This window comes from Paracoccus haeundaensis, assembly GCF_006239215.1.
Lineage (GTDB): Bacteria > Pseudomonadota > Alphaproteobacteria > Rhodobacterales > Rhodobacteraceae > Paracoccus > Paracoccus marcusii.
Map to the genome: position 1 here is coordinate 25698 of NZ_VDDC01000024.1, position 25145 is coordinate 50842.

Sequence of the window (25145 nt, forward strand, 5' to 3'; positions counted from 1 at the left end):
CCATGGCCGGAGGCATCCGCGACACCGACGACCTGGCCGACAACCACGAGATCAACGTCACGCCCTTCATCGACGTGATGCTGGTGCTGCTGATCATCTTCATGGTGGCCGCGCCCCTGGCGACCGTCGACGTGAACGTCGATCTGCCGGTGTCGAACGCGACCCAGGCCGAACGCCCCGAGCAGCCCGTCTATGTCAGCGTCAGGCCCGATCTGAGCCTGGCCGTGGGCGATGACGACGTGGCCCCCGGCGCGCTGGCCGCGGCCCTGACCGCGGCGACAGGCGGCGACCGCGAACAGCGCATCTTCCTGCGCGCGGACCGTGCGGTGGCCTATGGCGACCTGATGGGAGTGATGAACACGCTGCGCGACACCGGCTATCTGAAGATCGCCCTGGTGGGGCTGGACGCCGTGCAGGCCCCGCCCGAGGCCGCGGCCGTGCCCGCCGCGGGTGCCGCGCCATGAGCGGTCGCGCCCTGCGCATGCTGGGCGAGGGGGGGCTGTGGGCGGGTGCCTCGGTCCTGGTGCTGGCGGCGCATGTGGGGGCGGGGATCTGGATCATGGGGCGCGCGGATGCGGGCGCCCCGCCGGGCCTGCCCGATGCGGTCTTCGTCGACCTTGCCCCCGCGATGCCGCCTGCCGCCGACATGCCCCAAGGCGCGGAGGCTGCCGCCGGCTCGGACGCCCGTCCCGAAGTCGAGGCCGAGGAGGAGCCTTTGCCTGAGGAGCCGCAGCCCGAACCCCAGGCCGAGCCCGAACCCCAAGCCGAGCCCGAACCCCAAGCCGAGCCCGAACCCGATCAGGTGGTCGAACCCATCGACCCGGCGACGCTGGACCTGCCCGATTTCCGGCAGTTCGCGCCCCCCGACATTCCGGTCCGGACGGCGCTGGCTCTGGACAGCTCGACCCGCCCGCAGCGGCGTCCCGAGCCGCAACCCGAACCCGAACTGCGCCGCGACCCGGAACCGGCGGCAGAGCGTCAGCCCGAACCGCAACGCCGACAGGCGGCACAGGCCGCCGGGCAGCGCGGTCAGGCCGAGACCAGTCGCCCGGCGGGCAATGCCCAGGGCGGCGGGGCCTCTCGGCAGGCTGCGGCCGATGCCGCATCGCTTTGGGGCGCGCAGGTTGGGGCCTGCATCCAGCGGCGCGCATCGCTGCCCCGGAACGTTCGTCAGGGGGGGCGGGTCAATCTGGCGCTGACGGTCTCGCGAAGCGGTGCCATCCAGGGTGTTGGCATCGCCGGATCGTCAGGAAGCCCGAACGTGGACCAGGCGGCGCTGACCGCCGCGCAGCGCGCAGGGCGCTGTCCCGCAGCTCCTGCAGCGCTGACCGATCCGATCTATTCGTTCACGCTGCCGATCCGTCTGGACGTCCGCTGACCGCAGGGTCGCGCAAGCCGCCCCCATCGAAGGGGCGTCTTGCGCCGGGGGCTGCGCCCCCGCGGTACGGTGCCGTGAGGATCGTCCCGTGCGATCCGTGGCCGGCGCGGGGGGTCCGGGGGGTGCAGCCCCCCGGGGCTCCGCCGGGCTGCAGGCCCCGCAACGGCGCGTCAGACGTGGTGCAGGACCAGCGGGCGGCCCTGATGCGCGCCGACGCGGATCGGCGCGTCGTAGAGGTCCGACAGCACCGCCTCGGTCAGCACCTCGGCCGGGGTGCCTTTGGCGGCCACGCGGCCGTCCTTCATGGCGATCACGTGATCGGCCCAGGCCGCGGCATAATTGATCTCATGCACGACCATCGCCACGCTGCGCCCGCTCTGGTCCACCAGCCCGCGCAGCCGGCCCATCAGGGCGCGGGCATGGGCCATGTCCAGGTTGTTCAGCGGCTCGTCCAGCAGCAGCCAGTCGGTATCCTGCGCCCAGGCCATCGCGATATGCGCGCGCTGCGCCTGACCGCCCGACACCTCGTCCAGGAACCGGTCGGCCAGATCGGTTAGGGCGAAGGTCTTCAGCGCCAGCCAGACCAGCGCCTGATCCTGCGGACCCGGGCGGCCGTTGTGATGCGGCCAGCGGCCGAAGGCCACCAGCTCGGACAGGCGCAGGCGGCTGGCGATGGCGGTCTGCTGGCCCAGGATCGCCATCACCTGCGCCAGCCGGTCGGTCGGTGTCGTGGTCACGTCGTGGCCGGCCACGGTGACCCGGCCCCGCTGCAGCGGCTCCAGCCGGCCGATCAGGCGTAGTAGCGTCGACTTGCCCGCCCCGTTCGGGCCGATCAGCGCCGTCAGCCGACCCTTGGGCAGGGTCGTCGTGATGTCGTGCAGGATCGGCGCGCCGGCGATCGCGTGGCAGACCCCTTCGATCTGGATCATCGGATGCGCCCCTTCAGCAGCAGATACAGGAAAAACAGGCCGCCCGCGAATTCCACGACGACCGACAGCGTGGCGGCCTGGCCCAGCTGGCGTTCGAACAGCCACTGTCCCCCCACCAGCAGGATCGCCGCCGACAGCGCCGCCGCGGGCAGCAGCGCCGCGTGGCGCGCGGTCCGCATCAATCCATGCGCCAGCCCCGCCACGATCAGCCCGAAGAAGGCCACCGGCCCGACCAGCGCGGTCGAGACCGAGACCAGCACCGCCACCAGCCCCAGCACGCCCAACACCATGGCGCGATGGGCCAGCCCCAGGGACACCGCCGGATCGCGTCCAAGCGCCAGCACGTCCAGCCGCGCTGACAGCCGCCACGCGACCAGCACCGCCGCCGCGGTGATCGCCGCCGCCCAAGGCAGCAGCGTGGCATCGACCCGGTTGAAGCTGGCGAAGGTGACGGACTGCACCACGGCGAATTCGTTGGGGTCCAGGATACGGCCCAGGAACCCCGACAGCGACCGGAACAGCACGCCGAGGATCACCCCGGTCAGGATCATCCGCGGCAGGTCCCGCGCACCGCGCAGCAGCAGCGTGCCGAACAGCAGGACGGCCAGGGCGGTCATCACCGCGATCTCGGCCAGGAATTTCGGGCCCGCGGGCAGGGCGGTCAGGCCTGCGCTGCCCAAGGCCATCACAAAGCCCGTCTGCAGCAGCACGTACAACGCGTCGAAGCCCATGATCGAGGGTGTCAGCACCCGGTTCGCGGCGACCGTCTGGAACAGGATCGTGGCGACCCCGATGGCGGTCGCCACGGTGACCAGCGCCGCCAGCTTGGTTGCGCGCAGGCCCAGGATGAAACCGCGATTGCCGCCGCCCAGCCCCTGCAGCATCCAGACCGCCGACAGCGCCGCCAGCAGCAGCGCCATCCCGCCCAGCATGATCCGCGCCCGCTTATCCACGGGCGGCCCCCGACCGGGCGGGGCGGCGATGCAGCAGCCACAGGAACAGAAGCGCGCCCAGCACGCCCAGGATGGTGCCGGCTGGAATCTCATAGGGGTGGATGACCAGGCGCCCCGCCAGATCGCAGCCCAAGACCAGCACCGCCCCGGCCAGCGCCACCACCGGCAGGGATGCGCGCAGGTTGTCGCCCATGATCCGCGCCACCAGGTTCGGCACGACCAGGCCCACGAAGGGGATCATCCCCACCGTCGTCACCACCATCGCGGTCACCACCGACACCACCGCCAGCCCAAGGCGCATCACCGCCGCCGTCGACAGGCCCAGCCCCGTGGCCACCTGATCGCCCAGGCCAAGGATCGCGAAACGGTCGGCCGAGAACCACGCCAGCCCCGCCGCCGCGCCCGCGATCCACAGCAGTTCATAGCGCCCCGAGATCACGCCCGAGAATTCGCCGCTGAACAGCCAGGTGCCGACATATTGCATCAGGTCGCTCTGCCAGCCCACGAAGGTCACGACCGAGCCCAGCACCCCCGACAGGACCAGCCCCGCGATGGGGACCAGCATCACCTCGCGCACGGGCAGGCGGCGGATCACGGCCAGGAACAGCGCGGTCGTGACCATGGCCGACAGGCTGGCCGCGATCATGCGCAGCCACAGGGGACTGGCGGGCCACAGGATGGTGATGGCCAGAAGGCCAAGCGCCGCGCCCTCGGCCGTGCCCGAGGTGTCGGGGCCGACGAAGCGGTTCCTGACCAGCGCCTGGATCAGCACCCCCGCCACCGACAGGGCGGCCCCGGTCAGCACCACCGACAGCGTGCGCGGAAGCCGCGATTCCAGCAGGACCAGCATGGCCTGCGGATCGCGGAAGGCGTCCGTCACGCGGATGTCGGCGGCGCCGACCGTCAGGCTGGCCAGCATCAGCGCGACCAGCGCCGATGCCAGGGCGGGCAGGGGGCGCATCAGTCCGCGAAGGCCTGCGTCAGCTGGTCCAGCACCGCCATGGTCGAGCCGTAGCCCCCGGCCGAGATATAGGTCGCCGCCGGGTCCAGCTGGATCACCTGATCCTGCGTCCAGGCGGTCGTGCCCGCCACCAGGTCCGAGCGCAGCGTCTCCATCGCGCCTTGGCCGTCCTCGCCGATGGCGGCGCCGCGGTCGACGACCAGCAGCCAGTCGGGATCGGCCTGGGCGATGAATTCATGGCTGATCGCCTGCCCGTGGGTGGCGTCGTCCAGCCCCGGCACGGCCTCCTCCAGCCCGGTCGCGTCGAAGATCCAGCCAAAGCGCGACCCTGCGCCATAGGCGGACATCTTGGGGCCGTTGGTCATCACGATCAGCGCGGTGCCCTGGCCATCAGCGGCGGCACGCAGGTCGGCCAGCCTGGCGTCCAGGGTGGCGGTCATTTCCTCGGCCTGGGCGGTCTTGGCGAACAGCGCGCCATAGGCGTCGATCCGGGCGCGGGCATCGGCCAGAAGATCCGGGCCGAAGGTCATGTCGATGGCCGGCGCCACCTGCGACGCCGCCGCCAGCTGGGTCGAGGAGCGGCCGCCGACGATCACCAGGTCGGGCGCCAGCCCCGCCAGCGCCTCCAGATCGGGTTCGAACAGGGTGCCGACGGGGGTGGCGCCCGCCGCCGCATCGCGCAGGGCGGGGACCAGGATGTTGTCGATGCTGCCCGTGGGCGTCACGCCCAGGGCGGTGATCGTGTCCAGCGCGGCCATGTCATAGACCGCGACGCTGTCGGGATTGTCCTGCAGGGTCACGGGTCCCTGGGCGGTATCGACGGTGACCTGGGCCAGGGCCGCGACCGGCGCGGTCATCAGGGCGGTGGCCAACAGGGCGGGCGATGCGATGCGGCGCATGGCGATCCTTTCGATCAAGGTTGCGCGTGGTGGCTGGATCCTGGCTGCACGCCGGGCGGGCTTAGCGCCGTCGCGCGCGCCGCGCAAGAATGTCAGGGTCTTTTTGTCGGAATATCGCGGCGAATTGTTGACTCAATCAATTTGGCATCCTAGCTGCGGCGCATTCGCGAAAGGACATCCCATGCGCATGACTGCCGATTTCCCCACCGCCCGCGCCGCCGCGCTGACGGGCACGATGGCCAAGCATTTCGGTCACAAGATCCCGGTGACCCATGACGACCGCCTGGCGGTGCTGACCTTCGAGATGGGCGTGGCCCGGATCGAGGCGCAGGACGCGTCCCTGCACCTGACGCTGGAAGCCGCGGATACTGAATCGCTGGAGCGGCTGCGCGCGGTGATCGAAAGCCACCTGATGCGGTTTGCGCATCGCGAGGAGCCCGCGCCCCCGGCCTGGACGCCCCCTGCCTGACCGGTCACGCGATTTTCGCTGGATTGGCGGGCCGGTTTCTGGTCGAAGGGGCGCCAAGCCGCGGGTCCGGGGACGGGCCGGGCGGCGCGCAATTCAGGCAGGACCGGCGATGAGCATCCATCTGTACCCGAACGACCTTCCCGACGATCTGGTGCTGGGCCCGGTCGTGGCCATCGACACCGAGACGATGGGCCTTGACCCGCGCCGCGACCGGCTGTGCCTGGTGCAGCTGTCGTCGGGCGACGGCGAGGCGCATCTGGTCCAGATCGACCGGGGCCAGACCGAGGCTCCGAACCTGACCAAGCTGCTGACCGACCCCAAGGTGGTCAAGCTGTTCCATTTCGGCCGTTTCGACATCGCCGCGCTGGAGAATGCGTTCGGGGTGGTCACCTCGCCCGTCTGGTGCACCAAGATCGCCTCGCGGCTGGTGCGGACCTTTACCGACCGGCACGGGCTGAAATACCTGCTGCAGGAGCTGGTGGGCGTCGATGTCAGCAAGCAGCAGCAGACCAGCGACTGGGGCGCGGCCGACCTGTCGGACGCGCAGCTGGAATATGCCGCGTCGGACGTATTGCACCTGCACAAGCTGAAGGATGCCCTGGAGGAGCGACTGAAGCGCGAGAACAGGCTGGGCCTGGCGCAGGCCTGCTTTGACTTTCTGCCCGCGCGTGCCCATCTGGACCTGCTGGGCTGGGGCGAAGAGGGCGACATCTTTCGCCACTGAGCGGGCAACGGGTATTTGGACAAAGAAGAAGGGCAGGGCGTGGCGGATTACATCGAGACGGCGCGACGGGTGATCGGGGTCGAGATCGCAGGGCTGGAGGCCCTGTCGGCGGGTCTGGGCCACGAGTTCTCGCGCGCGGTCGAGATGATCTTGGCGGTGCAAGGCCGGGTGGTCGTGTCGGGCATGGGCAAGTCGGGCCATGTGGGCCGCAAGATCGCGGCGACCTTCGCCTCCACCGGGACGCCCGCACAGTTCGTGCACCCGGCCGAGGCCAGCCACGGCGATCTGGGCATGGTCACCGAATCCGACCTGGCGCTGGTCCTGTCCAACAGCGGCGAGACGCCGGAACTGGCCGACCTGATCGCGCATACGCGGCGGTTCTCGATCCCGCTGATCGGGGTTGCGGCGCGGCCGCAATCGACGCTGATGCGGCAGGCGGACCTGGGGCTGGTGCTGCCCGCCGCGCAGGAGGCCTGCGGCAACGGGATCGTGCCCACGACGTCGACCACGATGACGCTGGCCTTGGGCGATGCGCTGGCCATCGCGTTGATGGAGCATCGCAGGTTCACGCCCGAGCATTTCCGCACCTTTCATCCCGGCGGCAAGCTGGGCGCGCTGCTGGCGAAGGTGGGCGATCTGATGCACACCGACCTGCCGCTGGTCGGGCTTGATGCCCCCATGTCCGAGGCGCTGCTGGTGATCAGCCAGAAGGGCTATGGCGTGACCGGGGTCGTGGACGGGGACGGTCTGCTGGCGGGGATCATCACCGACGGCGACCTGCGCCGCCACATGCAGGGCCTGCTGGACCTGGACGCGCGCGCCGTGATGACGCCCGCCCCGCGCACCATCGCTCCCGGCGCCCTGGCCGAGGCCGCCCTGGCGCAGATGCAGGAGCGCAAGATCACCTGCCTGTTCGCGGTCGAGGACGGGCGCCCCCGCGGCATCCTGCACATCCACGACTGCCTGCGTGCGGGGCTGGTCTGACCATGTCGCGGACCCGCATCGTCCGCTGGCTGCGCGTGCTGCTGCCGCTGGTGGCGCTGGCGATGCTGTCGACGATGTTCCTGTTCAGCCGCGGCTCTGACGTGGAATCGCGCATTCCCTATGCCGAGGTCGATGCCCAGGCCGCAGCGCGTGACAACCGCATTGTCGCGCCCGAATACAGCGGCGTGACCGGCGACGGGGCGCAGTTGACCCTGCGCGCGGCGCAGGTCACGCCGGGCGGGTCCGGCGGGGCGGCGGGGGACGTAGCGCTGGACTGGCTGCGCCCCGACGGGCTGCGCGCGGATCTGACCGCGCCGCAGGGCGGGTTGCTGGACGGGCTGGTGCGGCTGGAGGGCGGCGTGCGCATGACCACCAGCAGCGGCTGGCAGTTGGACACGCCGCAGATCGACGCGCGGACCGATACGTCGGTCCTCCAGGCCGACCGCGGGGTCGAGGCGCAGGCGCCCTTTGGCCGCATCACCGCGGGCCGCATGCGGCTGGCCCCTGCTGCGACCGATGCCGATGCCGGGGCCGCTGCGGGCGATTCGGCGGGCGACGGGGCCGCAGTCTTGAATTTCTCGGACGGCGTGCGTCTGATATACCAACCCTGACACCGGGCCGCTTTCCGCCCGAAGCCCTATCGAGGACCCGATGACCCTTCGCCCCCTGCTGATCGCGCTGGCGCTGGCCGCGCCGCTGCCCGCCTTGGCGCAGACCACCTTCGGGGGGATGCAGGCCGACACCTCGGCCCCGGTCGAGGTGTCGGCCGACAATCTGGACGTCAACCAGGCCGACGGCACCGCGCTGTTCACCGGCAACGTGGTCATCGGCCAGGGAGAGATGCGCCTGTCGGCGGACCGCGTCGCCGTGCAATACGCGTCCGGCGACCAGCAGCGCATCGACAGCCTGACCGCGACCGGCAACGTGACCCTGGTGTCTGGGGAGGACGCGGCCGAGGCCGCCGAGGCGGTCTATGACGTCGCCGCGGGGTCGGTCCTTCTGACCGGGGACGTGCTGCTGACCCAGGGGGGCAACGTGCTGGCCGGAGAGCGCATGACGGTCGACCTGGCGACGGGCGCGGCGCAGGTCCAGGGGCGCGTGCGGTCCGTCCTGCAGCCGGGGTCCAACTGATGACTGACCGTTCCGGGCTGGACGTGCGCGGCCTGCGCAAGTCCTATCGCAACCGCCCCGTGATCCGCGACGTGTCCGTCAGCCTGCAGCGCGGAGAGGTCGTGGCCCTGCTGGGCCCGAACGGGTCGGGCAAGACGACGTGCTTCTACTGCATCGCGGGGCTGGTCACGGCCGATGCCGGGCAGGTGCTGATCGACGGTCGCGACGTCACGCGCCTGCCGATGTTCCGCCGCGCGCGCATGGGCATCGGCTATCTGCCGCAGGAGATGTCGATCTTTCGCGGCCTGACGGTCGAGCAGAACATCATGGCGGTGCTGGAGGTGGCGGTCGACGACCCCCGCCACAGGCGCGACCGGCTGGAGGAGCTGCTGGCCGATTTCTCGATCACGCATCTTCGCGGGGCGCCGGCGCTGGCCCTGTCGGGCGGCGAACGCAGGCGGGCCGAGATCGCCCGCTGCCTGGCGTCCGATCCGGGCTTCCTGCTGCTGGACGAACCCTTTGCGGGCGTGGATCCCATCGCCGTGGGCGAGATCCGCACCCTGGTCCATGCGCTGAAGTCGCGCGGGATCGGCGTCCTGATCACCGATCACAACGTGCGCGAGACCCTGGGCATCGTCGACCGGGCCTATATCCTGCATGACGGGCATGTGCTGATGTCGGGCACGACCGACCAGATCGTGGCCGATCCGCGCGTGCGCGAGGTCTATCTGGGCGACAGCTTCTCGCTGTCCTGAGCGCGCGGAAATCCGATTCAGGGTCACGCCCCCGTGTGGGCCGTTGACAGTCGGCGCGCGCTGTCACCAAATTGAGATATGCGGGTGCGGAGATGCCGCCCCGTTCAACCCGTTCGCGCCCTTGCCGGCACCAGTGGCGGGCAGGCGCCGCGACGACGGGCAACCGGAGAGGAGTGACGATGCGCTATACCATCAGCGGAAAACACATCGATGTGGGTGATGCCCTCAGCACGCATGTAAAGACCGAACTGGGCGCCACGATCGAGAAGTACTCTCAGCGTCCGACCGATGCGGCGGTGACCTTTTCCAAGGACGCGCATCAGTTCATGTGCGATTCGGTCGTGCACCTGTCCACCGGCCTGAACGTGGCCGCGCGCGGGACGGATACCGACATCTATGCCGCCTTCGAGGCCTGCCGCGAGAAGATGGACAAGCAGCTGCGCCGCTACAAGCGCCGCCTGAAGGACCACCACAAGGAACGGCCCGAACCGGTTGTCTTCGGCGAGGCAGGCAGCTATGTGCTGGCCGCCGACGAGGATGCGTGGGAATCGCAGGATGACAGCCTGCAGCCGATCATCATCGCCGAAATGCAAAGCCGCGTGCCCACCCTGTCGGTCGGCGATGCGGTGATGCAGATGGAACTGTCGGGCACCCCTCTGCTGGTGTTCCGCAACGAGAAACACGGCGGCGTCAATGTCGTCCACCGCCGCGACGACGGCAACGTCGGTTGGATCGATCCGCGCGGAAACGGCTGACCGCACGTCCGCGTCCAGACGACGCGGGACGACGGCCGCACTGGATGCCGCCCCCCTGACAGCCATGTCTGGGGGGCGGACAGCTTGGGAAAGACAAAGGCGCCATGCAACTTGCTGAAATCCTCCGGCCCGGGGCGGTCCGTTCCTTGGGACAGGTCACCTCGAAGAAGCGGCTGTTCCAGGAGCTGGCCGATCTGGCCCATGCGGAATACGGGCTGAACGCCTCCGAGGTGCTGGACGCGCTGCAGGAACGCGAAAGCCTGGGGCCGACCGGGGTGGGGCAGGGCGTGGCGCTGCCGCATGCGCGGCTGCACGGGCTGGACAAGGTCGCGGGGCTGTTCCTGCGGCTGGACAAGCCGCTGGATTTCGACGCGGTGGACCGCCAGCCGGTCGATCTGATCTTTGCGCTGCTGGCCCCCGAAAGCAGCGGCGTGGACCACCTCAAGGCGCTGGCGCTGGTGTCGCGCACGCTGCGCGATCAGGACCTGCGCGCCAAGCTGCGCGCCAATGACGACCCCGTCGCGCTGCACGCGGTCCTGTCGGCGGCACAGGGGATCAAGGCCGCCTGAGCCTGCCTTTCGAACAACACTGTTCAAATCGGACCGGATCGGCCCTATAGTCCAGGGGGTGACACCCACGGGAGGGCTGACCATGACCAGACATCATGCCGACAAGCCGCGGATGCAGGGGGCGGCGCGCCTGCGCGAATTCCTGCGCCTGGACCGCGAGGGCGGGATGCACGGCGCCATCCGCGCCCTGCACGCGCGCCCCCATGCCCGGGCCGAGGACAGCCGCAAGGCCGCCGAATACGCCCGCATCGCGCGGGGTCACCTGAAGTGACCCCGACGGGGACCGCCCGCAGGGGCGGTCCCGCATTCAGGCCTCAGGCGCGGACCAGCGCCTCATAGCTTTCGGCCACGTCGCGGGTGATCTGGCCCACCTGGAAATGCCAGTCGCCGATCTGGCCCACGGGCGTCACCTCGGCCGCGGTGCCGGTCAGCCAGCATTCCTGGAACCCCTCCAGCTCGTCGGGCGTGATGCGGCGTTCGTGAACCGTATAGCCTTTGTCCTTCAGCATCTGCACGATGGTCTGACGGGTGATGCCATTCAGGAAGCGATCGGCCAGAGGCGTGTGGACCTCTCCGTCCTTGACGAAGAAGATGTTGGCGCCGGTCGCCTCGGCCACGTAACCCTCCCAGTCCATGAACAGCGCGTCCGAACAGCCCTTGGCCTCGGCCGCGTGCTTGGACATGGTGCAGATCATGTAGAGGCCCGCGGCCTTGGCGGCGGTGGGGATGGTCTCGGGGCTGGGGCGTTTCCACTTGGCCACGTCCAGTTTCGCCCCCTGCCATTTCGCGTCGCCGTAATAGCTGCCCCATTCCCAGGCCGCGACGGCCATGCGGACCGGGTTGCGCGCCGCGGATACGCCCATGTCCAGGCCCGACCCGCGCCATGCGACGACGCGGACATAGGCGTTCTCGAAGCCGTTGGCCTTCAGCACGGCTTCCTTGGCGGCGTCGATCTCCTCGGCGGAATAGGGGATCGGCATGTCCAGCAGGCGGCCCGATTCGATCAGGCGCAGCGAATGTTCGTGGCCCTTGAAGATCTTGCCGTCATAGCACCGCTCACCCTCGAAGACCGAGCTGGCATAGTGCATCGCATGGGTCAGGATGTGTACCTTGGCGTCGCGCCAGTCCACCAGGTCCCCGTCCATCCAGATCTTGCCGTCGCGATCGTCGTAAGCCAGCATCATATGTCTCCATCCGCCGCCCGGTTTTTCGATTCTTGCGCCTGTCAGGGCGGATTTGGCATGTTTGTTACGCAAGATGCTTGACGGCTAGCAATCACGGATTAGAAAGTCAACAACGCTGCCATATCCGGGGCAGGTGACGAACAGAGGGTGCAGATGCAGGAAAAAGCGCGGATCCAGGCGATGATGGGCGAGGACCTGCTGTTCCTGACCGACGACCAGCTGCGCCGCGGGATCGAGGCGATGTTCTTTGCCTATCGCGCCTTCACCGCCGATCCGGACCTGATCCTGGCCGAGCTGGATTACGGCCGCGCCCATCACCGCGCGCTGCATTTCGTCAACCGCGATCCGGGGCTGACGGTCACCTCGCTGCTGGCGGTGCTGGGCGTGACCAAGCAGTCGCTGAACCGCGTGCTGCGCACCCTGATCGAGGACGGGCTGGTCGACAGCCGCATCGGCCGCCGCGACCGGCGCGAACGCCAGCTGCACCTGACGGCCAAGGGCACCGCCCTGGAACGCCGCCTGTCCGAGGCGCAGCGGGCACGGATGCGCGCCGCCTATCGCAATGCCGGACCCCAGGCCGTGTCGGGGTTCCGCCAGGTTCTGGAAGCGATGATGGACCCCGAGACCCGGGCGCAGTATCAGGCGCTGAAGGATCTTCCCGAAGACCGCTGAGGCCGCCATGACGCATACCGACTGCCACCTGCTGATCGTCGACGACGACGAACGCATCCGCGCGCTGCTGGGGCGGTTCCTGCGCAAGAACGGATACATGGTCACCATGGCCCGCGACGCGGTCCAGGCGCGCCGCCTGCTGGCGGGGCTGGAATTCGACCTGATCGTCATGGACGTGATGATGCCCGGAGAGGACGGCCTGGCCCTGACGCGGGCGCTGCGCGAGCGGATCGACACGCCGATCCTGCTGCTGACCGCCAAGGGCGAGACCGAGGACCGGATCAGCGGGCTGGAAAGCGGCGCCGACGATTACCTGCCCAAGCCCTTCGAGCCGCGCGAACTGCTGCTGCGCATCGGTGCGATCCTGCGCCGGGTGCCGGTGGTCGAGGTGGCGCAGCCGAAATACCTGACGCTTGGCGCGCTGCGCTATGACACGGACAAGGGCGAGTTGTGGAACGGCGACGCGCCCCTGCGCCTGACGGGCACGGAAACCGCGCTGCTGCGCCGTCTTGCGGCCAGCCGGGGCCAGCCGGTCAGCCGCGCCGACCTGATCGACGACCTGGGCCGGGGCGGCGGCGAGGACGAGAACGGAGAGCGCGCCATCGACGTCCAGATCACCCGCCTGCGCCGCAAGATCGAGCCCGACCCGCGCGAGCCGCGGTTCCTGCAGACGGTGCGGGGCACCGGTTACATGCTGGTGGTGGACTAGGGCGGCCCGCGGCCCTAGCGTGCGGCGATGAACGATCAGGCCACATATCGGGGAATCACGCTGGACGGGGACAGCGCGCTGGCGCTGCTGGACTGGCAGCTGGAGATGGGCTGCGACGTGCCCATGCTGGATGCGCCGGTCGACCGGTTCGACCTGCCGACCCGCGTGGCGCCCGAGGCCCCCGTGCCCCAGGCCCCGCCGCCGCCCGCCGACGACGATCTGGCCGGCCGCGTGGCCTTGGCGCAGGCACTGGCCGACGGGGCCGGCACCCTGGCCGCGCTGGCCGAGGCCCAGCAGGGGTTCGACGGGATCGAGCTGAAGAAGGGCGCCCGCAATTTCTGCTTTGCCGATGGCAATCCCAAGGCCCGCGTCCTGATCCTTGGAGAGGCGCCGGGCGACGAGGAGGACCGGCAGGGCCGCCCCTTCGTGGGGCGCGCGGGACAGATGCTGGACCGCATGTTCGCGGCCATCGGGCTGTCGCGTGACGGGGTCGATGCGGAACGCGCCTTCTATGTCACGAACGTCCTGACATGGCGCCCGCCCGGCAACCGCGACCCCGAGCCCGATGAAATTGCCGTGAGCCTGCCGTTCCTGCGCCGCCATGTCGACCTGGTGGCGCCCGACCTGATCGTGCTGATGGGCAACATCGCCTGTCAGGCGGCGATCGAGAAACGCGGCATCCTGCGCCTGCGCGGCCAGTGGGTGCAGGCGTTCGGGCGGCCCGCACTGCCCATGACGCACCCGTCCTATCTTCTGCGCAACCCCGCCGCCAAGCGCGAGGCCTGGGCGGACCTTCTGTCGCTGCAGGCGCGGCTGGAATCGCTTTCCGTTTAGGTTTCGTTTGCCCATCATGCGCTATCCCGGCCATCCCATAGATGGACCATCCGCATGCGTTTCCTGTCCCGCAGCCTTCTGGGGCTATTCCTGACCTTCCTGACGCTGGCCCTGCTGATGCTGGCCGCGGGGATCCTGTGGCGTGCGGTGACGCCGGACGGGGACGGACCCGCGGTGCGCGCTCCTGCCGAACAGGTCTATGCCGCGCGGCTGGTCACGGTCGCGCCGGGGGTGGTCCAGCCGCAGATGCAGGTGTTCGGCCAGGTCCTGTCGCGACGCGAACTGCAGCTGCGCGCGGGTGCCGGGGGCCGCATCGTCCAGCTGGACCCCGCCTTGCAGGAGGGCGGCACGGTCGTCGCGGGCCAGCTGCTGGCGCGCATCGACCCGTCCGCCGCACAGGCGGCGCTGGACAGCAGCCAGGCCGAACGCGCCGACGCCCAGGGCGTGCTGGAGGATGCGCGCCGCCGCGTCGACATCGCGGCCCAGGACGTGGCCGCGGCGGACCGCCAGGCCGAACTGCGCGCCGCCGCCGTGACGCGGCAGGAGCAGCTGGCCGACCGCGGTCTGGGCACCAGCCTGGACCGCGAGACCGCCGAACTGGCCGCATCCACCGCCAGCCAGACCGTGATCGCCGCCCGCGCCGCCCAGGCCGACGCGCAAAGCGCCGTGACCGCGGCCGAGAACGCCCTGCGCCGGGCCGAGATCGCCGTGACTGAGGCCCGCCGCGCACTGGCCGACACGGAACTGCGCGCGGGCTTCGACGGGCGCGTCACCGCCGTCACCGCGGTCGAGGGCGCGCTGGTCGGCGTGAACGAACAGCTGGCCACGATCATCGACCCCGCGGCGCTGGAACTGCAGATCCCGCTGTCGCTGGACCAGTTCGGGCGCCTGCTGGGCCCGGACGGTGCCCTGCTGGACCGCGAGGTGACGGTGACGCTGGACGGCAGCGCCGGCGCAGTGGTCGCGCAGGCGCGGCTGGACCGGGCGGCGGCCTCGGTCGCGGAAGGGACGGCGGGGCGGGTGGTCTATGCCCGGCTGGTCCAGGGTGCGCAGGCGCTGCGCCCGGGCGATTTCGTGACCGCGCGCATCGCCGAACCGGCGCTGTCCGACGCGGCGATCATTCCGGCGGCGGCCCTGGGGTCGGATGGCGGCGTGCTTGTCGCGGGGGCGGACGGCCGCCTGCAGGCGACGCCCGTGACCGTGCTGCGCCGGCAGGGCGACGATCTGATCATCGCGGTGCCGGCCGACCTGGCAGGGGCGCGCATTGTGGCCGAACGCGCGCCGCAGCTGGGCACCGGCATCCGCGTCCGCGACGCCGCCGCCCCCGTGCCCGCGCAGGGGCCCGATCAGCGGGCGCAGGGCCGGGGCCCCACCCGTGGATAGGCGCCCGGGCCTGATCGGCACCTTCGTGCGCCATGCCACGCTGGCCAACCTGCTGCTGGCGGTGATGGTGGTGGCGGGCCTCTATTCCGCGCCGCGCCTCAGGGCGCAGTTCTTTCCCGACACGGTCGTCCAGCAGATCCAGGTGGCCGTCCGCTGGGACGGGGCCGGGGCGGATGATGTGGACCGGTCGGTGGTCGGCGTGCTGGAACCCGCGCTGATCGCGGTCGAGGGCGTGTCTTTGACTGAAAGCCAGTCCAGCCAAGGCAGCGCCCGCATCACTCTGGAGTTCGAACCGGGCTGGGACATGTCCCGCGCCACCGGCGAGGTCGAGGCCGCCATCGCCGCCGCGGGCGACCTGCCCGAGGGCGCCGAGGACCCCGAGGTCACGCGCCGCGCCTGGCGCGACGCGGTCACCGACGTGGTGATCTCGGGGCCCGTGGGCCTGGACCAGCTGGGCCGCATCGCGGACGACCTGACCAACCGCCTGTACGCCCGTGGGGTGACGCGGCTGTCCGTCACCGGCCTGTCCGCCCCCGAAACCTTGGTCCAGCTGCGCATGGCCGACCTGGTGCAGCATGACATCACGTTGGACCAGATCGCGGCGACCATCGCCGCCGCCGCCGCGCCGACGCCTGCGGGCGACGTGGCATCGGGCATATCGCGCGTGCGCACGGGGGCCGAGACGCGCACCCCCGAACAGGTCTCGGCTCTGGTCCTGACCGCGCTGCCCGACGGGACGCAGCTGACCATCGGTGACGTGGCGCAGGTGCGCGACACGGGCATCGACCGGGGCGTGGCCTATTTCGTCGACGGCAACCCGGCGGTCACGGTGTCCGTCCAGCGCAGCGCATCGGGCGACGCGATCGGCATGCAGCAGGACGTGCAGGCGGCCGTCGACGCGCTGGCGCCGACCCTGCCGCAGGGGGTCACGGCGGAACTGGTGCGGGCGCGGGCGGAACAGATCTCGGCCCGGCTGTCGCTGCTTTTGGACAATGCGCTGATGGGGCTGGGGCTGGTCCTGGGACTGCTGTTCCTGTTTCTGAACGCCCGCACCGCGATCTGGGTCGCGGCGGGCATCCCGGCGGCGCTGCTGGCGGCGGTGGCGATGATGTACGCGGTCGGCATGACGATCAACATGATCTCTCTGTTCGCGCTGATCCTGACGCTGGGCATCATCGTGGACGACGCCATCGTGGTGGGCGAACATGCCGACTATCGCGCCCGCAAGCTGGGCGAGCCGCCGCTGATCGCCGCCGAACGGGCGGCGGGCGCGATGGGCGCGCCGGTGATCGCATCGACCCTGACCACGATCATCGCCTTTGCCGGGCTGGTGCTGATCGGCGGACAGTTCGGGTCGCTGGTGTCGGACATTCCGCTGACCGTCATTCTGGTGCTGACGGCATCGCTGATCGAATGTTTCCTGATCCTGCCCAACCACATGGCGCATGCGCTGGCCCATCACGGCAAGGACCGCTGGTACGACCGGCCGTCGGTCGTCGTGAACCGCTGGCTGGACCGGTTCGTGGCGGGCGTTCTGCGCCCGCTGGCGCGTCTGGTGCTTGTCGCCCGCTATCCGGTGCTGGCGCTGGTCATGGTGGGCTTTTCCTGGTCCACGGCGGCGCTGATCAGCGGGTCGGTGCCGTGGCGGTTCTTCGATTCGCCCGAACAGGGCAGTGTGTCGGGCAATTTCGCCATGCTGGAGGGGGCCACCCGCGACGACACCCTGCGCGTCATGGGACTGGTGCAGGACGCGGTGGACCGGGTCGCGGCCGAATATGAGGCAGAATTTGGCATCAGCCCGCTGACCCACGTGATGACCCAGGTCGGCGGCAATGCGGGCCGTCCCCTGCCGGGGGCCGAGACTAAGGATGCCGACCTGCTGGGCGCCGTCCAGATGGAGCTGATCGACCCCGATTTCCGCCCCTATTCCAGCTTCGAGCTGGTCGCCGCCTTGCAGGAGGCCATGCCCACCGACCCTCAGCTGGAAACGATCAGCTTTCGCGGCGGGCGGTCGGGGCCGGGGGGCGATGCCATCTCGGTGCTGATGACCGGCGCGGATGCCGCGACGCTGAAGGCCGCCGCCGAGGCGCTGAAGGCGCGGCTGGCCGAGGCGCCCGAGGTCTCGGCGCTGGAGGACAGCCTGGATTACGACAAGGACGAGCTGGCGCTGCGCCTGACGCCCCAGGGCGAGGCCCTGGGCTTTACCACCGACGGGCTTGCGCGCGAGCTGCGCCAGCGCCTTGGCGGGATCGAGGCCGCAACCTGGCCCGAGGGCACCCGCACCGGCGCCATCACCGTGGAACTGGCCGAGGATGACCGACGCGCCGATTTCCTGGACCGGATGCAGATGCGCACCGCGTCCGGGGCCTGGGTGCCCTTGGGCGACATCGTGTCGGTCAGCACCGAGGCGGGCTTCTCGGTCGTCCGCCGCGAGAACGGCGAGCGGATGATCGAGGTCACCGGCGACATCTCGGGCGACGATCCGGCGCGGGCGGCGGCGATCACCGCCGACCTGCAGACCCGCCTGCTGCCCGACATCGCCGCGCAGTTCGGTGTGACCTATGACGTCACCGGCCTGGCCCAGCAGGAGCGCGCGTTCCTGTCCGAGGCGCTGATCGGCTTCGCGCTGGCGCTGACCGGCATCTACATGGTGCTGGCGTGGATCTTTGCCAGCTGGACACGACCCCTGGTGGTGATGTCGGTCATCCCCTTCGGGCTGATCGGCGCGGTCTGGGGGCATGCGGCCTGGGGCCTGCCGCTGAGCCTGTTTTCCGTGGTGGGCCTGATCGGCATGTCGGGGATCATCATCAACGATTCCATCGTGCTGATCTCGACCATCGACGAATACCGGGCCACCCGGGCCCTGCGGCCCGCGATTGTCGATGCGGTCGCCGACCGGTTCCGCCCCGTGCTGCTGACCACGGCCACCACGGTCCTAGGCCTGGCCCCGCTGTTGTACGAACGTTCGTCGCAGGCGCTGTTCCTCAAGCCCACGGTGGTCACGCTGGCCTATGGGCTGGGGTTCGGGATGGTACTGGTGCTGCTGGTGGTGCCGGCCGTGCTGGTCGCGGGCGACGATCTGGCCCGCGCCCGCCGGGCCTTTCGCCGCAGCCTGCGGGCCGGGCCGGTGCGCGTCGTGATGCGCCGCGCGGTGATCGCGGCCGTCGCGGGGCTGGTGCTGATCCTGGGGCCGGTGACGGTGCTGCCCGCGATGGGCTTGGCCGCGCCCGGCGGGTGGCCGGGGGCGGGGGGCGCGCTGCTGGCCTATCTGGCGATGCTGGCGGCGATCATGGCGGGGGCGACCCTGGCGCAGGTCCGGCGGGGGCGCCGCGCATGGGCCTAGTCCGCGGCGCAGCCGGTGGTTTCGGTCGCCCGTCCCCCATCGGCGGGGATCACCGTCAGGCGCAGCGCGTCATGGTCCAGATCGAAGGGCTTGCCCGAGGGGGCGACCATCTCGACCACTGCCTGGGGGCCCGTGGGTCCGGGCAGGATGTCCGCCGCCGAGACCCAGACCTGCGGATTGTCGGTCAGTTCGACCGCGGCCAGCGTGGCCGGGCCCTGCGGCAGGTCCATCGCGACGCGCAGCCCGTCTGCCAGTGGCGTCACCTCGCAGGCGGGGTTGCCGTCCAGGCGCTGCGGCTCCGCTGCAAGGGCGCTGGCGATCACCGGGTCCGACTGCGTGCCCACGGGCGGCGCCTGCAGTTCAAGGTGCACGGGGACGCAGATGTTCTCGCACAGGCCCAGATCGATCTGGGCGGCGATGTCGACGGGCTTGCCGGGGTCCTGCGGATGGGCGGTCAGGGGCAGCACGAGGCGGTCGTGATAGCCCATCTCCAGCGTCTCTCCGGATCGGATGGCCTGGGGCGCGGGCCAGTGCAGGGTGACATGGGACAGGTTCCGTGACCCCGCCCAGTCCAGCTGGGGCGGCAGGCCGGTGTCGCCGGGGCTGCGCCAGTAGGTCTTCCAGCCCGGCTCCAGCAACAGTTCCAACGCCAGAATGCGCGCGCCGCCGGGTTCGGTCCATCCGGGCAGCAGCTGTGCGCCGCGCAGGCCGGGCGGCAGGTCGTCCTGGGCGATGGCGGGTCCGGTCAGGACAAGCACCAGGGCGGTGGCAAGAAGCGGGCGGGGGAAATGTGTCATGCCCTTGTCCTAGCGCCCGCGCAGCGGGGGCGGAAAGTCACAATTCCGCGCAAGCCTTGCAACATCCCGCCCCAGTGCCGATCTGTCATGAAAAGGAGACATGATGACCAGCATCACCGGTGATTCCGCCCAAGACCGCAACCTGACCGGCAAGATCCTGATCGCCATGCCCGGCATGAGCGATCCGCGTTTCGAGCGGTCCGTGGTGTTGGTCTGCGCGCATTCCGACGAGGGGGCGATGGGGCTGGTGCTGAATCGCCCGCTGCCCGAGATCGGCTTTGGCGATCTGCTGGACCAGCTGGGCATCGAGGCCGAGGAGGATGCGCGGCCGATCGAGGTTCGCTTTGGCGGCCCGGTCGAGCCGGGCAGGGGATTCGTGCTGCACAAGGTGGCCGAACACGGGCAGGACCCCGAGGGCCGCTTGCGGATCGGCCAAGCGCTGGCAATGACCACGACGCGCGACATCCTGGTCGAACTGGCGCAGGGCTATGGCCCGGACCCTGCGGTTCTGGCGCTTGGCTATGCAGGCTGGGGGCCGGGGCAGCTGGAGACCGAGATGCTGGCCAATGGCTGGTTGACCGGAGATGGCGCCGAGGACCTGATTTTTGATCTGTCGCACGAGGACAAGTGGCAGCGCGCGCTGCGGGCGCAAGGGATCGATCCGTCGCTTTTGTCGGCGGCGTCCGGCCGCGCCTGAATTTTGCGTCCCGCGCGGTGCCGGGGGGTTCCACCCCCGGACCCCCTGGGGCGGAGGACGCCTTGCGGTGTTTTCATAACCAATGAATGATTGCGACCTCCGGGGGGTCCGGGGGGCGGAGCGCCCCCGGCCACCGCGGGACGCAATCGATCATGCCAGTTCGGGGAAGAACCGGTCCGAAGGGGTAAAGATCTCGCAACCGTCGGCCGTCACGCCGATCGAATGTTCGAACTGCGCCGAGAGCGACTTGTCGCGCGTCACCGCCGTCCAGTCATCGGCCAGGACCTTGGTTTCCGGGCGGCCCAGGTTGATCATCGGCTCGATCGTGAAGAACATGCCCTCCTCCAGCACCGGGCCTTTTCCCGGGCGTCCGAAATGCAGCACGTTGGGCGGCGAATGGAACACCCGCCCGATCCCGTGCCCGCAGAAGTCGCGCACGACCGACATGCGCCGTTCTTCCGCATAGGTCTGGATGGCCGCGCCGATGTCGCCGAAGGTCGCGCCGGGGCGCACGGCCTCGATCCCCTTCATCAGCGCGTCATGGGTCACCTGCAGCAGCCGCTGCGCCTTGAGCGACGGCTTGCCCGCCACGTACATCCGGCTGGTATCGCCGAACCAGCCGTCCAGGATGACCGTCACGTCGATGTTCAGGATATCGCCGTCCTTGAGGCTCTTGTCGCCGGGGATGCCGTGACAGACCACGTGGTTCACGCTGATGCAGCTGGCATGCTGGTACCCGCGATAGCCGATCGTGGCCGAGGTCGCGCCCAGCTCCGTCACCCGACCCCGGATGAAATCGTCCAGCGCGCCGGTGGTGACGCCCGGTGCGACCATCGGCCCCACCTCGTCCAGGATCCGTGCGGCCAGGGCGCCCGCCGCCCGCATGCCTGCGAAATCCCCGGGCATGTGCAGGCGGATGCCTTCCCTCGTGATACGGCCTTCGTCCATCGCTGATCCTTTCTGTCTGCCGCCCTAGATAGAGACGCGCGCCCACTTGTTCCAGCCCCGGCTGCGGGCATAGATGGGGCGCGACACCCAAGGGAGAGCCTGATGCAGTCCGACAACCCCACAGCCGCCATCCTGGTCATCGGCGACGAGATCCTGTCCGGCCGCACCCGCGAAGGGAACGCCCATCACCTGGCCCAGGTGCTGACCGCCACCGGCATCGACCTTCAGGAGATCCGCGTGGTGGCCGACGACACCGACCGCATCGTGGACGCGATCCGCGCACTGGACCGGACCCTGGGCGGGGCATACGACCTGCTGTTCACCTCCGGTGGCATCGGGCCCACGCATGACGACATCACCGCCGATGCCGTGGCCGCCGCCCATGGCACCACGGTCGAGGTCAACCCCACCGCCCGCACTCTGCTGCAGGAGCGCTGCGACCGCATGGGGGTCGAGCTGAACGAGAACCGCCTGCGCATGGCCCGCATCCCCGTGGGCGCGACGCTGATCGACAATGCCGTGTCGGCCGCGCCCGGCTTCTCGATCGGTGCGACCCATGTGATGGCGGGCGTCCCCGAGGTGTTCCGCGCCATGGTCGCCTGGCTGATCCCGCAGCTGCCCGTGGGCCGCCCCGTGCAATCCCTAACTGTCGAGGTCCGCCGCGGCGAAAGTGAGGTGGCCGAGGACCTGAAGGCCGTCGCCGCCGAATATGCCGACCTGTCTTTGGGGTCGTATCCGTTCCGTGACGATACGGGTTGGGGCACCAACCTGGTCGTGCGGGGCCTGGATGCCGCCCGCGTCGATCAGGCCATGGCCGCTCTGCGCGGACGCATCGGGTTGTGAGGCCCGACCCCGATCTGGCCGCCGCCTTCGAGGCGACCTGGCCCGCGTTCGAGACCGTCCGCTGCGGCGGCTTCCTGGTCGGGCGGGGCGCAGGGGCGGGCGGGCGCGTCAGCTCGGCCATCGCAGTCGGTCCGTGGGGCGATGCCGACATCGACGCCGCCTGCGCCCGGCATGCCGCATGGGGCCAGCCGCCGCTGTTCCGGGCCTGGGATGACGACACGGACCTGATCGCCGCCCTGACCGCGCGGGGGCTTGGCGCGCATATCCCAACCCAGGTCATGGCCGCGCCCATCGCTGCGCTGACCGACCGGCCGATCCCGCCCGTCACCGCCTTCGCGATCTGGCCCCCCTTGGCGATCCAGCGCCAGATCTGGGGCGCGGGTAACATCACCCCCGCAAGACAGGCCGTGATCGACCGCGTGCCCCTGCCCAAGGCCGCGCTTTTGGGCCGCATCCGGGACCGCGCCGCAGGCGCAGGCTTCGTCGCGTTGCATGACCGCACCGCCATGGTCCACGCCGTCGAAGTCCTGCCTGCCTTCCGCCGCCAGGGTCTCGCCGGCTGGATGATGCGCCAAGCCGCCGCTTGGGCGCAGGATCTCGGTGCCACACGCATCGGCCTGGCCGTCAGCCGCGCGAACACCACGGCGCAGGCCACCTATGCCAGCCTCGGCTTCACCGCCGCCGGCAGCTACGCCTATTACGGCCCCGCCGCCTGACCCACAGGACCGACCGCGCCCGGACCGCAGGTCCGGGCGCCACCGACGGCCGCGACCCCGGCCCGTCAGGGCCGGTCAGGCGCGGCCGTCCGCCCCGCTCACAGCTCGGTCCGCAGCTCCCACAGGTCGGGGAACAGCACCACATCCAGCATCCGCCGCAGATAGTTCACCCCCGACGTGCCCCCCGATCCGCGCTTGAAGCCGATGATCCGCTCCACCGTCGTCACATGGTTGAACCGCCAGCGGCGGAAGTAATCCTCGAAATCGACCAGCTTCTCGGCCAGCTCATAAAGCTCCCAATAGCGGCCCGGATCGCGATAGACCGCCGCCCAGGCCGCCCGCGCCGCCGCGTCCGGCGCATGGGGCGCGTCCAGCGACGTGCGTGCCGCCACGTCGAACCCCGCCGCCCGCAGCCGCCCCAGAACCTCGTCATAGAGCGACGGCCGCGCGGCCTCCGCCCGCAGCGCCTCGGCCAGGTCGGGACGATGCGCATGAGGCGCGATCATCGCCATGTTGCGGTTGCCCGCGACGAATTCGATCATCCGGTACTGATGCGATTGGAACCCGCTGCTTTCGGCCAGCGCGGGGCGAAAGGTCGAATACTCCGACGGCGTCATGGTGCGCAAAACGTCCCAGGCTGAATTCAGCTGCTCCATGATCCGCGCCACGCGGGTCAGCATCTTGAAGGCGGGCCGCAGATTGCCCGCAGCGATCCGGTCGCGCGCCGCTCCCATCTCCAGCAAAGCCAGCTTCATCCACAATTCGGACGTCTGGTGCTGGATGATGAACAGCATCTCGTCATGCGCATCCGACAGCGGAGCTTGCGATGTCAGCAGCCGGTCCAGCCCCAGATAATCGCCATAGGACATGCGCCCGTCGAAGGACATGCGCGCGCCTTCCTGTGCAGGGTCGATACTCATTGCTTCAGCCTGAACCTCTGGATCTTGCCGGTCTGGGTCTTGGGCAGGGCCGCGCAGAAGACCACACGGCGGGGATATTTGAAGGGCGCGATCACGTCCTTAACATGCCGCTGCAGCCGCTCCGCAGTCGCGGTGTCGGGGGCGACGCCGGGGGCCAGCACCACATGCGCCTCGACGATCTGGCCGCGCTCAAGGTCCGGCGCGCCGATCACCGCGCATTCCAGCACGTCCGCATGCGCCAGCAGTGCCGCCTCCACATCCGGCCCCGCGATGTTGTAGCCCGACGACACGATGATGTCGTCGCAGCGCGCCGCGAAATGGAACCGCCCGTCATCATCCTGCCAGAAGGTGTCGCCGGTCAGGTTCCAGCCGCCCTGCACATACTCCGCCTGCCGCGCATCGTTCAGATAGCGGCAGCCGGTCGGCCCGATCACCGCCAGCCGCCCCATCTCTCCGCGCGGCACCTCCTGTCCCGCATCGTCCACGATCCGCGCGCGGTATCCCTGCACGGGCCGGCCGGTGCAGCCCGGATGGCTGTCGTCCAGCCGGTTGGTCAAGAAGATGTGCAGCATCTCGGTCGCGCCGATCCCGTCCAGCATCGGCTTGCCGGTGCGGTCGTGCCAGTCCTGCCAGATCGGGGCGGGCAGGGTTTCGCCCGCGCTGATCGCCACGCGCAGGCTGGACAGGTCCGCCCCCTGGTCCATCGCGCGCAGCATCACCCGGTACGCCGTGGGCGCGGTCACGCAGATCGTGGCGCGGTGGCGTTCGATGATCTCGATCATGTTCGGGGGCGAGGCGTTCTCCAGCAGCACCGCGCTGGCCCCAAAGCGCAGCGGGAACACCGCCAGCCCGCCCAGCCCAAACGTGAACGCCAGCGGCGGCGAGCCCACGAAGACATCGTCCGGCGTCACCCCCAGAACCTCGCGCGCATAGCCGTCGGCGATGATCAGCAGGTCGCGGTGGAAATGCATCGTGGCCTTGGGCTCGCCCGTCGAACCCGACGTCATCCCCAGCAGCGCCACGTCATCCCGCCCGGTCCGCACCGCCTCGAACCGCACGGGCTTCGTCAGCGCCGCCCGGTCCAGCTCCGCATCATGGTTCGCGGTGCCGTCGAACCCCACCACCGTCGTCAGCGTCGCCGACCCCTTGGCCGCCGCCACCAGCTCATCCATCAGCCGCGTGTCGCACAGCGCATGGGTCACCTGTGCCTTGTCGATGATCTGGGACAGCTCCTTGGCGCGCAGCATGGGCATGGTGTTCACGACCACCGCCCCCGCCTTGGTCGCGGCCAGCCAGCAGGCGACCATCGCAGGGTTGTTGGCCGACCGGATCAGCACCCGGTTGCCCGGCCGCAGCCCATAATCCGCGACCAGCGCATAGGCCAGCCGGTTGGTCCAGTCCGACAGCTCCTTGTAGGTCCGCGCCCGCCCGTTGCCGACCAGGGCGACCCGGTCGCCGAACCCGCGATCGACCATGCGGTCGGTCAGCTCGGCCCCCGCGTTCAGCCAGTCGGGATAGTCGTATCCGGACAGGTCGATCCGCGGCCAGGCCTCCGGCGGGGGCAGGTTGTCGCGCGTGAAGCTGTCCTCGTGCCCGCTTGGTCCCAGCATGAT

At 70.1% G+C, this 25145-nt stretch carries 28 protein-coding genes; 19 read left to right on the forward strand and 9 right to left on the reverse strand.

Going from position 1 to position 25145, the window contains the following annotated elements; all coding sequences use genetic code 11:
- Positions 1-2: 2 nt before the first annotated feature.
- Together exbD and FHD67_RS13370 are read left to right on the forward strand one after the other, a co-directional pair.
- Positions 3-464, forward strand: a complete 462-nt coding sequence (gene exbD / locus FHD67_RS13365) for a TonB system transport protein ExbD (RefSeq protein WP_046001219.1) — start codon at positions 3-5, stop codon at positions 462-464.
- On the forward strand, positions 461-1378 hold the full coding sequence (locus tag FHD67_RS13370) for an energy transducer TonB family protein (RefSeq protein WP_139598980.1): 918 nt from the start codon (positions 461-463) through the stop codon (positions 1376-1378). Before exbD ends, FHD67_RS13370 begins: the two co-directional genes overlap by 4 nt.
- A gap of 170 nt (positions 1379-1548) precedes the next feature.
- Here the strand turns inward: FHD67_RS13370 and FHD67_RS13375 are convergent, their stop codons facing one another.
- Genes FHD67_RS13375 through FHD67_RS13390 form a run of 4 tightly spaced genes read right to left on the reverse strand, consistent with a single transcriptional unit; the run spans position 1549 to position 5120 of the window.
- A complete protein-coding gene (locus FHD67_RS13375) occupies positions 1549-2307 on the reverse strand; it encodes an iron ABC transporter ATP-binding protein (RefSeq protein WP_046001220.1) in 759 nt (252 codons plus the stop codon).
- Complete coding sequence (locus FHD67_RS13380) at positions 2304-3260, reverse strand: iron chelate uptake ABC transporter family permease subunit (RefSeq protein WP_052715321.1); 957 nt, start codon at positions 3258-3260, stop codon at positions 2304-2306. Before FHD67_RS13380 ends, FHD67_RS13375 begins: the two co-directional genes overlap by 4 nt.
- The gene (locus tag FHD67_RS13385; RefSeq protein ID WP_046001221.1) at positions 3253-4221 is read right to left on the reverse strand and encodes an ABC transporter permease; all 969 of its coding nucleotides are present in this window, start codon (positions 4219-4221) and stop codon (positions 3253-3255) included. The genes FHD67_RS13380 and FHD67_RS13385 overlap by 8 nt, the downstream gene beginning before the upstream one ends.
- The gene (locus tag FHD67_RS13390) at positions 4221-5120 is read right to left on the reverse strand and encodes a siderophore ABC transporter substrate-binding protein (RefSeq protein ID WP_046001222.1); all 900 of its coding nucleotides are present in this window, start codon (positions 5118-5120) and stop codon (positions 4221-4223) included. Before FHD67_RS13390 ends, FHD67_RS13385 begins: the two co-directional genes overlap by 1 nt.
- A 181-nt stretch (positions 5121-5301) precedes the next feature.
- Here FHD67_RS13390 and FHD67_RS20470 point away from each other — a divergent pair, with 181 nt between their 5' ends.
- The 9 genes from FHD67_RS20470 to FHD67_RS13435 all read left to right on the forward strand — a co-directional run bounded on the left by FHD67_RS20470 (position 5302) and on the right by FHD67_RS13435 (position 10757).
- Positions 5302-5589: a DUF2218 domain-containing protein gene (locus FHD67_RS20470; protein ID WP_052715322.1), complete on the forward strand. Its 288-nt coding sequence runs from the start codon at positions 5302-5304 to the stop codon at positions 5587-5589.
- Between the two features lie 109 nt (positions 5590-5698).
- Positions 5699-6313, forward strand: a complete 615-nt coding sequence (locus tag FHD67_RS13400) for a ribonuclease D (RefSeq protein ID WP_127897359.1) — start codon at positions 5699-5701, stop codon at positions 6311-6313.
- Positions 6314-6352: 39 nt separating this feature from the next.
- Positions 6353-7297 carry a KpsF/GutQ family sugar-phosphate isomerase gene (locus FHD67_RS13405; protein WP_139599006.1) on the forward strand — a complete coding sequence of 315 codons (945 nt, stop codon included), beginning with the start codon at positions 6353-6355 and terminating at the stop codon, positions 7295-7297.
- A 2-nt stretch (positions 7298-7299) separates the two neighbouring features.
- Positions 7300-7908 carry a hypothetical protein gene (locus FHD67_RS13410; protein WP_139598981.1) on the forward strand — a complete coding sequence of 203 codons (609 nt, stop codon included), beginning with the start codon at positions 7300-7302 and terminating at the stop codon, positions 7906-7908.
- Between the two features lie 40 nt (positions 7909-7948).
- Positions 7949-8428 carry a lipopolysaccharide transport periplasmic protein LptA gene (gene lptA / locus FHD67_RS13415; RefSeq protein ID WP_046001226.1) on the forward strand — a complete coding sequence of 160 codons (480 nt, stop codon included), beginning with the start codon at positions 7949-7951 and terminating at the stop codon, positions 8426-8428.
- Positions 8428-9162, forward strand: coding sequence for an LPS export ABC transporter ATP-binding protein (gene lptB, locus FHD67_RS13420; RefSeq protein ID WP_127897355.1), 735 nt, complete (start codon positions 8428-8430; stop codon positions 9160-9162). The genes lptA and lptB overlap by 1 nt, the downstream gene beginning before the upstream one ends.
- 179 nt (positions 9163-9341) lie before the next feature.
- The gene (gene hpf / locus FHD67_RS13425; RefSeq protein ID WP_045984022.1) at positions 9342-9917 is read left to right on the forward strand and encodes a ribosome hibernation-promoting factor, HPF/YfiA family; all 576 of its coding nucleotides are present in this window, start codon (positions 9342-9344) and stop codon (positions 9915-9917) included.
- A 104-nt stretch (positions 9918-10021) separates the two neighbouring features.
- Positions 10022-10486 (forward strand): PTS sugar transporter subunit IIA, encoded by a 465-nt coding sequence (locus tag FHD67_RS13430; protein WP_046001228.1) that lies wholly within the window; start codon positions 10022-10024, stop codon positions 10484-10486.
- Positions 10487-10568: 82 nt separating this feature from the next.
- A complete protein-coding gene (locus tag FHD67_RS13435; RefSeq protein WP_127897354.1) occupies positions 10569-10757 on the forward strand; it encodes a hypothetical protein in 189 nt (62 codons plus the stop codon).
- A 43-nt stretch (positions 10758-10800) separates the two neighbouring features.
- Here the strand turns inward: FHD67_RS13435 and FHD67_RS13440 are convergent, their stop codons facing one another.
- Entirely contained in the window at positions 10801-11667 is an 867-nt protein-coding gene (locus FHD67_RS13440) for a branched-chain amino acid aminotransferase (protein WP_369799449.1), read from the reverse strand.
- A 156-nt stretch (positions 11668-11823) separates the two neighbouring features.
- On the opposite strand from FHD67_RS13440, the gene FHD67_RS13445 reads away from it, so the two are divergent.
- The 5 genes from FHD67_RS13445 to FHD67_RS13465 are packed head-to-tail and all read left to right on the forward strand — an operon-like array spanning position 11824 to position 18611.
- Positions 11824-12342: a MarR family winged helix-turn-helix transcriptional regulator gene (locus FHD67_RS13445; RefSeq protein ID WP_046001230.1), complete on the forward strand. Its 519-nt coding sequence runs from the start codon at positions 11824-11826 to the stop codon at positions 12340-12342.
- Between the two features lie 7 nt (positions 12343-12349).
- The gene (locus FHD67_RS13450; protein WP_046001231.1) at positions 12350-13051 is read left to right on the forward strand and encodes a response regulator; all 702 of its coding nucleotides are present in this window, start codon (positions 12350-12352) and stop codon (positions 13049-13051) included.
- Positions 13052-13078: 27 nt separating this feature from the next.
- Positions 13079-13885, forward strand: a complete 807-nt coding sequence (locus FHD67_RS13455; protein ID WP_139598982.1) for a uracil-DNA glycosylase — start codon at positions 13079-13081, stop codon at positions 13883-13885.
- A 54-nt stretch (positions 13886-13939) separates the two neighbouring features.
- Positions 13940-15268 carry an efflux RND transporter periplasmic adaptor subunit gene (locus FHD67_RS13460; protein ID WP_139598983.1) on the forward strand — a complete coding sequence of 443 codons (1329 nt, stop codon included), beginning with the start codon at positions 13940-13942 and terminating at the stop codon, positions 15266-15268.
- Positions 15261-18611, forward strand: a complete 3351-nt coding sequence (locus FHD67_RS13465) for an efflux RND transporter permease subunit (RefSeq protein WP_139598984.1) — start codon at positions 15261-15263, stop codon at positions 18609-18611. The genes FHD67_RS13460 and FHD67_RS13465 overlap by 8 nt, the downstream gene beginning before the upstream one ends.
- On the opposite strand, the gene FHD67_RS13470 is transcribed toward FHD67_RS13465, so the two are convergent.
- Complete coding sequence (locus tag FHD67_RS13470; protein WP_046001234.1) at positions 18608-19408, reverse strand: protein-disulfide reductase DsbD domain-containing protein; 801 nt, start codon at positions 19406-19408, stop codon at positions 18608-18610. The two genes, FHD67_RS13465 and FHD67_RS13470, sit on opposite strands and share 4 nt — an antisense overlap.
- Positions 19409-19508: 100 nt before the next feature.
- Between FHD67_RS13470 and FHD67_RS13475 the strand changes: the two genes are divergently transcribed.
- On the forward strand, positions 19509-20105 hold the full coding sequence (locus FHD67_RS13475; RefSeq protein ID WP_240542462.1) for a YqgE/AlgH family protein: 597 nt from the start codon (positions 19509-19511) through the stop codon (positions 20103-20105).
- A gap of 150 nt (positions 20106-20255) precedes the next feature.
- Here FHD67_RS13475 and map read toward each other — a convergent pair whose 3' ends face one another.
- Positions 20256-21053, reverse strand: coding sequence for a type I methionyl aminopeptidase (gene map, locus FHD67_RS13480; protein ID WP_127897348.1), 798 nt, complete (start codon positions 21051-21053; stop codon positions 20256-20258).
- Between the two features lie 102 nt (positions 21054-21155).
- Between map and FHD67_RS13485 the strand changes: the two genes are divergently transcribed.
- Both FHD67_RS13485 and FHD67_RS13490 read left to right on the forward strand, forming a co-directional pair.
- Positions 21156-21896, forward strand: coding sequence for a competence/damage-inducible protein A (locus FHD67_RS13485; protein ID WP_139598985.1), 741 nt, complete (start codon positions 21156-21158; stop codon positions 21894-21896).
- Positions 21893-22612 carry a GNAT family N-acetyltransferase gene (locus tag FHD67_RS13490; protein ID WP_139598986.1) on the forward strand — a complete coding sequence of 240 codons (720 nt, stop codon included), beginning with the start codon at positions 21893-21895 and terminating at the stop codon, positions 22610-22612. Before FHD67_RS13485 ends, FHD67_RS13490 begins: the two co-directional genes overlap by 4 nt.
- 98 nt (positions 22613-22710) lie before the next feature.
- Here the strand turns inward: FHD67_RS13490 and FHD67_RS13495 are convergent, their stop codons facing one another.
- Together FHD67_RS13495 and FHD67_RS13500 are read right to left on the reverse strand one after the other, a co-directional pair.
- On the reverse strand, positions 22711-23532 hold the full coding sequence (locus FHD67_RS13495) for a tryptophan 2,3-dioxygenase (RefSeq protein WP_139598987.1): 822 nt from the start codon (positions 23530-23532) through the stop codon (positions 22711-22713).
- Entirely contained in the window at positions 23529-25142 is a 1614-nt protein-coding gene (locus FHD67_RS13500) for an AMP-binding protein (protein ID WP_139598988.1), read from the reverse strand. The genes FHD67_RS13495 and FHD67_RS13500 overlap by 4 nt, the downstream gene beginning before the upstream one ends.
- Positions 25143-25145: the final 3 nt, after the last annotated feature.